The organism is Nocardia niigatensis NBRC 100131, assembly GCF_000308655.1.
Lineage (GTDB): Bacteria > Actinomycetota > Actinomycetes > Mycobacteriales > Mycobacteriaceae > Nocardia > Nocardia niigatensis.
Map to the genome: position 1 here is coordinate 1 of NZ_BAGC01000069.1, position 10,227 is coordinate 10,227.

The 10,227-nt window shown below is 70.0% G+C and carries 6 protein-coding genes and 2 pseudogenes; 7 read left to right on the forward strand and 1 reads right to left on the reverse strand.

The features are described from left to right. The 6 genes and pseudogenes from ON33_RS42890 to ON33_RS29285 all read left to right on the forward strand — a co-directional run. Positions 1 to 260, forward strand: a pseudogene (locus ON33_RS42890) (hypothetical protein); the annotation flags it as partial. A 22-nt stretch (positions 261 to 282) separates the two neighbouring features. Then, positions 283 to 3,162: a LuxR C-terminal-related transcriptional regulator gene (locus ON33_RS29265; RefSeq protein WP_040862358.1), complete on the forward strand. Its 2,880-nt coding sequence runs from the start codon at positions 283 to 285 to the stop codon at positions 3,160 to 3,162. 45 nt (positions 3,163 to 3,207) lie between these two features. Next, the gene (locus ON33_RS29270; RefSeq protein WP_051153034.1) at positions 3,208 to 4,341 is read left to right on the forward strand and encodes a hypothetical protein; all 1,134 of its coding nucleotides are present in this window, start codon (positions 3,208 to 3,210) and stop codon (positions 4,339 to 4,341) included. 116 nt (positions 4,342 to 4,457) lie between these two features. Beyond that, entirely contained in the window at positions 4,458 to 5,810 is a 1,353-nt protein-coding gene (locus tag ON33_RS29275) for a S1 family peptidase (protein WP_040862359.1), read from the forward strand. Positions 5,811 to 5,960: 150 nt separating this feature from the next. Next, positions 5,961 to 7,307 carry a S1 family peptidase gene (locus ON33_RS29280; protein ID WP_245550827.1) on the forward strand — a complete coding sequence of 449 codons (1,347 nt, stop codon included), beginning with the start codon at positions 5,961 to 5,963 and terminating at the stop codon, positions 7,305 to 7,307. A gap of 182 nt (positions 7,308 to 7,489) precedes the next feature. Then, on the forward strand, positions 7,490 to 8,329 hold the full coding sequence (locus ON33_RS29285; protein WP_040862360.1) for an NRDE family protein: 840 nt from the start codon (positions 7,490 to 7,492) through the stop codon (positions 8,327 to 8,329). A 100-nt stretch (positions 8,330 to 8,429) separates the two neighbouring features. Here the strand turns inward: ON33_RS29285 and ON33_RS29290 are convergent, their stop codons facing one another. Then, entirely contained in the window at positions 8,430 to 9,152 is a 723-nt protein-coding gene (locus ON33_RS29290; RefSeq protein WP_040862361.1) for a DUF8020 domain-containing protein, read from the reverse strand. Between the two features lie 378 nt (positions 9,153 to 9,530). On the opposite strand from ON33_RS29290, the pseudogene ON33_RS29295 reads away from it, so the two are divergent. After that, positions 9,531 to 10,227 (forward strand): annotated as a pseudogene (locus ON33_RS29295) (Fe-S oxidoreductase); the annotation flags it as partial.

The following is a 10,227-nucleotide window of genomic DNA, read 5'->3' on the forward strand; positions in this document are numbered from 1 at the left end:
CCGCGGCGCCCGCACCGGCCGCCGCCGACCCGACCACCCCGGCCGGGCAGGCGGATACTCCAGCGCCGCAACAGAATCCGGCGCCGCAACAACCTGCGCAACAGCAACCGCAACAACAGCCAACGGTCCAGATGCCGACGGTGCCGCAGATGCAGCCGCCGACCGTCCCGAATGTGACGCTCCCCACGGGCGCACTGAACAATGCAGTTGATCAGCTCGGCAACGCCGTCCCCCCGGTCGTTCCGCACACCGGCCGCTGAGAGTTGGTTCCTCGTGACAGGCATGACCCCCGTCGCACTGGATTCGCTCCCGTGCGCGCGTGAGATTTTCCGGGATCTGGATTCCGACGATTCCGCCTCGACGCTGTACCTCATCCGGGGCCGCTCCGGCACCGGCAAGTCCACCCTGCTGGGTGCGATCCGGGCGCGTCTGCGCGCCCGCGGCGTCCCGCACACCGACAATCCGGCGCAGGCCCCGCGCCCGTCGGGACCGGGCCGCGTGGACGGCCACAACGGCAGCGGCGCCCGCGTCCGCGGCGCCCTGGTCGTCGACGACGCCCACGTGCTGAACCAGGCCGAGTTCGACCTGCTGTGCGCCGCGGCCGAATCCGGGGAGTACCCGGTGGTGATCGCACTGCGCCCGCGCCCGCACGACCCGCGGCTGCGCGGTCTCACCGATCTGGTGGCCCGCCGCGGCCGAGTGGTCGATCTGCGCGCCCTGGGCTCCACCGAGATCGCCCCGTTCGCCCGCGAACTGGGGATGATGGTGCCGCGCGGGCTGGCCCAGCACATCCACCGCCAGACCGGCGGCATCCACGGTGGCGTGGTGGCCGCGCTGTCCGCCGCCTGCGCGACCCGTCTGGACGCGGGTGTGACCGCGGTGGACCAGGCGGTGACGGCCTGGGCGCGGGCGCGCCTCGACGACGCCGATCCGGACCTGCTGGACGCCCTCGTGGTGGCGGCCATCGGCGCGGGCCTGGACACCGGTGAACTCACCGAGGTGCTCGACATCGCGCCGCCGGCCGCCCAGGACCTGGTGGACCGGGCCCGCGGCAGCGCCCTGGTCACCGATGCCGATCTGCTGCTGGCCCCGGCCGTGGCGCCGCTGCGCACCCTGGTCGGCGATCGCCGCTTCCTGACCGTGGCTCGCCGCCTGCTGCACGCGCGCCTGGACGCCGGTCTGCTGCGCGACCACACCGCGCTGGTGCTGGCCGAATCGGGCGTCCGCGACGAGCGGCTGGCCGAATTCCTCTGTGCCGCGGCGGAACGCGCCGGTGACGAGGCGGTCCGGTACTACGCGGCCGCGGCCGCCGCCGGGGCGGATCCGGAGGCCCTGGCCGTGCGCTGGGCCGACGCCGCCGCCCGTTCCGGGGACGGTGACACCGCCCTTCGCCTGGCCGAACCCACCCTCGCGAATCCGTCGATCCCGCACACGGATCTGGCTGCCGCCGTGCGCATCTGCGCCGGTGTCTGGACCCGGCGTGGCCTGGCCACCCGGGCCGCCCAGCTCTACACGTGGCTCGGGCCGACCCGGGTCGGCCCGGACTGGGCGGTCGCCGCCACGGTGCTGTCGCTGTCCGGCGACGCCCAGGGCGCACAGGCCCTGTCGGTCAATGCCGCCCAGTGGCCGCCGACGGAGGCCACCGCGCGCGCCGCCTCGATCGCCAATGCCCTGACCGATTCGATCGGATCCGTCGGCGCCCCAGCCGATTTCGACGCGGCGGCGCGCGCCGATCGTGGCAACGGGAACCCCGGATCGCCATTCCCGCCGCCGCCCAGGCCCTTTGCCGCACCGGCCGCGACCGGCGCACCGGCCCGGCCCGCGAGTCTCCCGGGCCGCTCCGCCGAACGGCCGCGCCCCGAGGACCCCGCTGCGGCGAGATCGGCTGCGGGCGCGCCGAATACCTTCGGCGCCGTCTCGGCCCCGACCGGTTTCACCGCCGAGATGCGGGCCATCCCCCCGACCACCCTGGCCGTCCAACGCTTCACCAGCCCCACGCGGGCGCGGCGGGGCGCGGCTGTCGCGGCGGCGTCCGCGCTGATCCATGCCGCGCACTCCGGCCCGGCCCCCACCGATGACGGCGGCGATCGCTTCCTGCCGTGCTCAGCGGTGTCGATCGCGGTGCTGCTGTGCCTGAGCATGGGTGATCCGCGCCGGGCCGCGGACGCCCTGCGGCAGGGCCCGCACGATCGCGGCGCGGCCCGCGATCCGCAGTCCCTGGTGCTGGGCGCGTGGGTCGCCATGCTGGGCGGCGACGAGCATTCGGCGGCCACCCTGATGTCGGAAGTTCGTTTGCCGGAACTGGATCCGCGCGATCGGCTGCTCGCGCACGGCGTGATCGTCGGCCTGGCGCGGCGCAGCGGCGACCACGCGGCACTGGCCCTGGCCTGGCAGCAGGCCTTCCCGCTGTTCGACGAGGTGAACGCGGACCTGCTGGCGCTGCTGCCGATCGGCGAGCTGTGGCTGGCCGGTATCCGCCTACGGGACGAGGCCCGGATGACCGCGCTGGTGACCGCCGCCGACGAGCTGCTGCGCCGGCTCGGTGAGCCGCCCGCCTGGTCGAATGCCTTCCACTGGTACGCGATTCAGGCCGCCATCGCCCAGGAGAGCCCGGAAGCCCTGCTGCCGCATGCATATCGGCTCAAGACCTCCGCCGCGGCGGGCGATCCGCAGGCCGCCGCGCTGGCGGACGCGGGCCGCACCTGGGTGCTGGTGCTGCGCGGTCAGGTGGTGCGCGAACAGGTCGAGGGCGCGGTGGCCCGGCTGGCCGGGCTCGGCCTGCGCTGGGACGCGGCTCGGCTGGCCAGTGAGGCCGCGCTGGCGGCGGGTGATTCCGCCACCGCGACCGCGCTGCTCAAGCTGGCGCGCACGGTGCGCGCACAGTCCCGGCCGCCGGAGGCGCCGGTGCGCGCGCCCGAGCCCGCGGCCCCGCAGCCGCGCCCGGAACCGATCACCGATACCGTGCTGAGCGAACGCGAGCGTGAGGTGGCCGAGCTGGTCCTATTGGGCTTGACATACCGGGAGATCGGGGCCCGGCTCTACATTTCGGCCAAAACCGTGGAACATCACGTGGCCCGGATGAGACGTCGAATCGGTGCCGGCTCGCGTTCGGAGTTATTGTCAATGCTTCGCGCCATGGGTCACGGTTCACTCCTCGTCTGACCTCGGCGCGGAGAGCACCCGGACGCATCGAGCGAGGTAACGAGGATGGCCACTGGGGTGGGCCTGCGGATCGCGGACGACGAATCCGTCGTTGCCGTGGTGACAGGCGACGACGCCACACTCCCGGTGCACTACACCGTGCGCGAGTCCGTGCTGCACATGTCCGAGGACGGCGACGCCGTACTCGGCGGCGACGCGCCGGAGGGCTACAGCCATTCCATCCGGGGCTTCGTGGGCGCGGTCGGGGATCCGGCCGGGCTCGCGGTGGACGACGGTGAGGCGTACCGGGCCGAGGACCTGATGGCGACGGCGGTCTTCTGCCTGATCAGTCAGGCCGCCGAGCACCTCAACGGTCCGGCCGAGTTCTATCTGGCCCATCCGACCGGCTGGCCCGACACCCATGTGCGGTCGCTGCGCGAGGCGCTCGACTACCTGGGCCTGAAGTCCGTAGTGCTGGTCAGCGAGCGCGACCTACCCCAGGCGGACGCGGAGACCGGGAAGACCCTCGCCTACAACGCGGCCCGGGCGGCGCTCGCGGCGGTGCTGTCCACCCCGGCCGGCCTCACCCCGCCCGACGCCACCGCGGCCGCCGAGAACGCCGCCGACGTCACCGATGTACTGCCGGCGCTCAAGTCCTCCGAACTGGCCCAGGCGTATTCGGCCGCGGTCCCGGCGGTCACCGCCGCCGAGCCGGCCGTGACCCGCGCGACGCCGGCGGTCACGGTCACCCATGCGCCGCGCGCCAGTCGCGGCCTGTACATCATCGCCGCCGCGGCCGCCCTGATCGGGTTGCTGCTCGGTGGCGTCGGGGTGGCGGCCGTGTTGCGCACCGACGACTCCACGCCGGGCCCGCCGCGCGGTGAGGTGCGCTCGGAGCCGGTGGCCACTGCGGGCGTCGCCCCGCCGCTGCTGCCGCCGACCGGTTCGGACAATCCGACCGCGGCCGCGCCGCCCGCCGATGCCGCGGACGCTCCGGTCACCTCGGAGCCGACGACCACGCCGCCTCCGCCGCCGACCACCACGGACCCACCGACCACCACGCCGAGTCCCACCCCGCATCCCACCCCGACCACCACGACACGCCCGTATCCGCCGATCTACCAGTACCCGCCGGTGCCGACCTTCGAGCTGCCGCAAGCTCCGGTGCTGCAGGATCCGTGGGGACAGAATCCGCGCTGATTTCGTAGAGCCCTTCCGTGGATGATGCCCTAAAGTGGTGCGCTGACCGACCTTCCGGAAGGTAACCGGATCCGGGCCCGGAACATCGGTCTGCTGGTGCACTACGAAGGGACTCCATGCGCAAGTTCATGGCGCGCCGCGCCACGGTTCGAGCAGCCACCGTCGCGTTCGCCTCGACCGTTCTCATCGGTCCCTTGCTCAGCACCGCCTCCGCCGACCCGGCGTCCCCGGATCAGCTTGCCGCCGACAAACTTCCGGCCGAGCTGGTCACCGCCATCCAGCGCGACCTGAAGATGACGCCCGCCGAATACCTGGACCGCGCCGCGCAGGCCCAGCAATTGCGGGATTACGCAACGACATTCCGCAGCCGGCGGCCCGACGACTTCGCGGGCGCGTGGCTCGGCACCGACGGCAAGCCGGTCATGGCCGTCACCTCTCTGGACGCCGCCAAGATCGCCGCGGCCGACGGCTACCAGACCCGGCTGGCCCCGATCAGCGCCGACAACCTCGAGAGTTCGGCCGATCAGCTGAACATGTGGATCACCAGCCTGCCGCGCGATCTGTCCGACGCGATCAACTCGGTGGCAATCGATTTCCTCAACAGCCAGCTGGTGCTCAGCGTGGCGAACACCCCGGCCGGGCATTTGCTGAATCTGCCGACGCTGATCGCCAATATCAAGGTGATGCTGTCGCCGGATTCCGGCGGGCCGGTCGAGCGCCGGCCCATGGGCGGCGACACCTACATCACCGCGCCGACCGCGCTGAGCGATTCGTCGCTGCACAGCGTGGATGTGTGCTCATTCGGCTTCAACAGTGTGGATTCCGCCGGAAACGCGCTGAACATCAGTGCCGGGCACTGCAATCCGAATGTGGAGAAGGGCACCAGTGCCGATGTCTACATTCCGAATGTGAAAAACCTGTTGTCGAGCCCGAAGGCGGGCAGCTTCGTCTCCTCGAATCTGGGTGGCCGCAGCGCGCTCGACTATTCGGTGATCAAGCTGAACGACGAAGCGGTGCGGGCCGGCATGGATCAGCCGTCGGTGCGCGGCGCCAACGGCACCACCCTGACCATCACCGGGGTGGCGGACCCGATCACCGGCGCGCCGGTCTGCAAGTCGGGCCAATCCTCCACCTTCACTTGTGGATTCGTGGTGGCCGACCGGGTCGAGACCCAGTTGTTCACCGCCGAGGGCCAGTCGAAGACGGTGCGCGGCTTCGCCTCCAGCGCCTGCACCCTGGGTGGTGACAGTGGCGGCGCGATCGTGACCGGCACGCTGGCGCTGGGCATCACCAGTGGTTCGAACGCCGCCGACGCGCCGAACTGCAACGAGGCCAATACGGCGCTGGCGCAGTACGGCGGTACCGCGTCGCTGGGCATCCCGCTGCACGCGATTCTCTCCGAAATCGACGCCAATTCCGGCGGCGGCATCGGCAGCGGAATTCAGGTCCGGACGCGTTCGAACGCGTGATGTTTCGCGGCCCGCTCCGTCGGGCCGCGAACAATCGGACACCATCCGCATGCGCGGGTTTCCGACAAGCTCGCTGTTTGCCAGCTGAATACCGAAACGTCACCTCGCAATAAGTAGGCATAACGGGTCCGACACCATATAGTCGGGGCCATGCTCCTGCCACGTATGCGCTCCTCCATGCCTGCCGTGGGCCGACGCCCACGGTCCCTTGTCCGCACTGCGGCGATCGCGGCCACCACTGTGCTCGTCGCCGGACCCCTGGCGGCGAGTGCGCACGCGGAGCCCGCGGCCCCCGCGACCCCGGATCTGCCAGCCGAGCTGATCACCGCGATCACCCGCGATCTGAAGATCTCCCCGCAGGACTACCTGCAGCGCGCCGACACCGCGCAGAAGGTGGCCACCTTCGCCACCACCGCCCAGCGGCAGTTCCCCGGCGTCTTCGGTGGCGCCTGGCTGGACGAGACCGGCAAGGCCATCGTGGCGCTGGCCCCCGGCGACACCCTGGACCAGGCCCGCAAGGCCGTGTCCGACGCCGGCTTCACCGCCAAGGACGTCGCCAAGAGCGAGACCACGCTGCGCGGCGAGAAGAACGCCTTCCAGCAGTGGCTCAAGGACCAGCCGGAATCCGTGTCCAAGGCCATCCGGGGCGTGGCCATCGACACCCTGAACAACAGCATCGCGGTCCGGGTGGACAAGCCCGACCTGCCGCTGCCGGGCTTCGTGGACCCGACCCGCGTCATCGTCATGACCGCCCCGCCGGTCGGCGGCGAGGGCCAGGACGTGCCGAAGGCCGCCGACATCGCCGGCGCCGGTCCGCGCACCATGGCCGCCGGTGAGGCCTACGCCTCGGTGGCCGGCCGTATGTCGCTGCGCTGCTCGCTCGGCTTCAACGGCGTCGACGGCAGCGGCAACCCGGTGAACATCACCGCGGGCCACTGCAACCCCAACATCTCGGCCACCCCCGGCGCCAACTCGCCGGGCGTCTACCAGCTGGTGGGCGGCGACAGCCTGGGCCCGCAGGTCGGTTCCTTCCAGAAGTCGGTGCTGGGCAACCAGGACTACTCGATCGTCTCGATCAACGACCAGTACCGGGACAGCTTCTCCAACCCGCGGGTGAACGTCCCGGGCGCGGCTCCGGTCAACATCACCGGCGTGGCCGTGCCGGTGGTCGGCGCACCGGTCTGCAAGTCGGGTGCGCGCACCGGCTTCAGCTGTGGCGTGGTGAACGCCGTCGACCAGACCGTGCAGGTCGGCGACCGGCTGCTCACCCAGTCCTTCTCCGCCAATATCTGCGCCCTGCCCGGTGATTCGGGCGGTCCGCTGGTGACCGGCACCCTGGCCCTGGGCATCTCCAGCGCCTCCTCGGTCGCCGACTACCCGGTCTGTGAGATCCCGAACCTGATCGGTCTCATCACCGGCAACACCCCCCAGCTGTTCGCGCAGCCGGTGAGCACCGTGCTCTCCGACAACCCGGGTCTGCGGGTGAACACCCTCTGATCGCGCGGGCAAGCTGATCACAGCAGGCTCGAAAAGGCCGGTAGCTCAACCGCTACCGGCCTTTTCGCATTCCGGGGTACCCGTGGGCGCCCTCCGGGGGGCAGCGCAGGGGCGGCGGGCGGCAGCGATCAGGGAGCGATCGGGCGTGGTAGCGGGGAACCCCGGTCGGGCATGCTGGGGTCATGTGTTTGGTGTTGCTCGGCTGGCGGGCGCATCCGGAGTACCGGTTGATCGTCGCCGCCAATCGGGACGAGTTCTTCACCCGCCCAACGGAATCGCTGCGGCCGTGGGACGAGGTGCCGGGCCTGCTGGCGGGCCGGGATCTGGGCGCGGCGGGGCCGGTCCCCGGCACCTGGCTGGGCCTGCTGCCCGATCGGCGCCGCTTCGCGACGGTCACCAATGTGCGCGGCCGGGCGGAGGCCGTTCGCGCGGACGCCCGTTCCCGAGGCGCGCTGCTCATGGATTTCCTGCGCGGTGATCCGGTGCCGGAGAAGTTCGCGCGCGGCGTCTCCACCGCCCCGGACGACTACAACGGCTACAACCTGCTGGTCTCGGATCTGGAAACGCTGTGGTGGCACAGCAATCGGAGCGAGCGCACCCCACGCGAACTCTCACCCGGCTTCCACGGCCTGTCGAACAACGCCCTGGCCGGTTCCCTCGCGCCCGACGGCAGTGTCACCACGGGCACCCCGGATCCGGCCTGGCCCAAGGTCCGTGCGGGCGTGCGCGCCCTGGCCGCGGTGGCGGCCGCCGATCCCGGTGACGTGGAGAGTTACCTGACCGTCCTGGCCGACCGCACCCCCGCGGCCGCCGCCGAACTGCCGAGCACCGGCCTGGACCCGCTCACCGAACGCAGCGCCTCGGCGCGTTTCGTCCTGCACCCGGTCCACGGAACCCGGTGCAGCACAGTTCTTCTGGTGCGCGAGGACGGCAGTTACCGGATGACCGAGCGCACGTTCGCCCGTTTCGGCCATGCGCACGGCACGGTGTCGTTCGAGCGGCATCTCGAACTCCCGGCCTGAACCAGCCCCGGACATGAGTTCGGCCCGCCTCCGACGAGCGAGGCGGGCCGAATGGTCCAGCGTGCCGGGGCCGTAGCCCCGGCAGGTCTCAGTTCTGAGCTCAGTTCTGAGTGACGGGGGCCGTTGCGGCCTCCGTGGTCTTGTTGGTCGTGGCCCACTTGGACGTGCCATCGGCAGCCTGCAAGGTCTGCAGCAGTTCGATGCCCGCAGCGACCAGGGTCGGGCCACCCGCAGCGATAGTGCCGAGGATGCCGCCGATGCCAGCGCCCGCGACCAGGCCCGGGACACAACCGGCGACGATGGTGACCACGCACCCGATGATCGCACCGGTCGCGGTGCCCACAAAGCTACCGATGCCGATAGCGAGACCGAACTGGGTAGAGAAGTTGCTCATCGCCTTCTGGTTCTCATCGGCCGAGGCGATCGGCTTGGCGGCGAGCACCGTGGTGCCCGGCTGGTAGCCGGCCGGCTTCTCCGGGACGACCTCGAGCACCTTGCCGTCATCCTTCACATCCGACTTGACCGGAATATCGGTCCCGTCGGCCTCGAACTTCAGCGGGAAGGAGATGGCGGTCGCGCCCTTCTCATCCTTGACATTCACCACCGTGACCTTCGGGTCCTCGGGCGTCGCGCCGTCCTGCTGGGCGAGTTCGAAGGTGCCGTTCTTCAAGGTGGAGACGATCGTCTTGCCGTCGACCAGCTTGGTGGAGTAGTTGATTCCAGCAGGCTGTGCGGGAGCATCATCAGCGTGGGCGGTCGTCATCCCAATGGTCATTGCGCCGATGACCAGGGCAGCAGCCGCAGTGGTACTGCGAAGCTTCATTTCGGTTGGTATCCAATCCGTCATCGAGGTATATCCGCCGTGCGCCTCTTCGCCACGCGAGGCCCGGCTTCCCTCGGGCCATGCCACGCGCTAGGACGAGTCCTCCCCGAGCATGTGAAGACGCGCACAGCTGTCGGACAGCGTGAGCCTAGTCGATCACCCTACGATTTGCGAGATTCCGTTCTTTCTGCTGGACAGCATGTTTCGAAGTAAGCCTGCCCTTGGTTACTGCACCGATTTGCCGGGATTTACGGTGTGGGAAACCCTGGACAGCTAAGTTACCGACGGGTAACTTACCGTCCATTAGGATACGAGCAACTCGAGGCGGAACCAGGCTGCCTCGCGAGACGCTTGTAGAACCGTAAGAGAGGTCGCGACATGAATGCCCTGACGATTACGTTGGGCACGATCGGAGCGGTGTTCACAGTCTTCTGCTGGGCATCGTTCATCGGAGGCGTGCGGAACATCGCGCGCACCGTCATGGTCGGCCAATCCGCGCCCGATCGCTGGCGGCCTTTCTTCCCCCGCCTCAAGACCATGCTGGTGGAATTCATCGCGCACACGCGCATGAACAAGTTCCGCACGGTCGGCTGGGCTCACTGGCTCGTCATGATCGGCTTCCTCCTCGGGTTCATCCTGTGGTTCGAGGCGTACGGCCAGATCTTCGACCCCGAATTCCACTGGCCCATCATCGGATCCTGGGGCATCTACCACCTGGTGGACGAGATCCTCGGCATCGGAACGGTGATCGGCATTCTGGTGCTGATCGCCATCCGACAGCTGAACCACCCGCGCGTGCCCGCGCGACTGTCCCGGTTCAGCGGTTCGAGGTTCGCGCCCGCCTACATCATCGAGGCGATCGTCCTCGTCGAGGGCCTGGGCATGACCTTCGTGAAGGCCGGCAAGATCGCCACCTACCACGAGTCCCACACCTGGAGCGACTTCTTCACCGAGCAGGTGGCCAAGGTGCTGCCCGAGTCCGTGGTGATGGTCTCGGTCTTCGCGTTCATCAAGCTCTGCTCCGGCGCGCTGTTCCTGCTGCTGGTCGGTCGCAATGTCACCTGGGGTGTGGCGT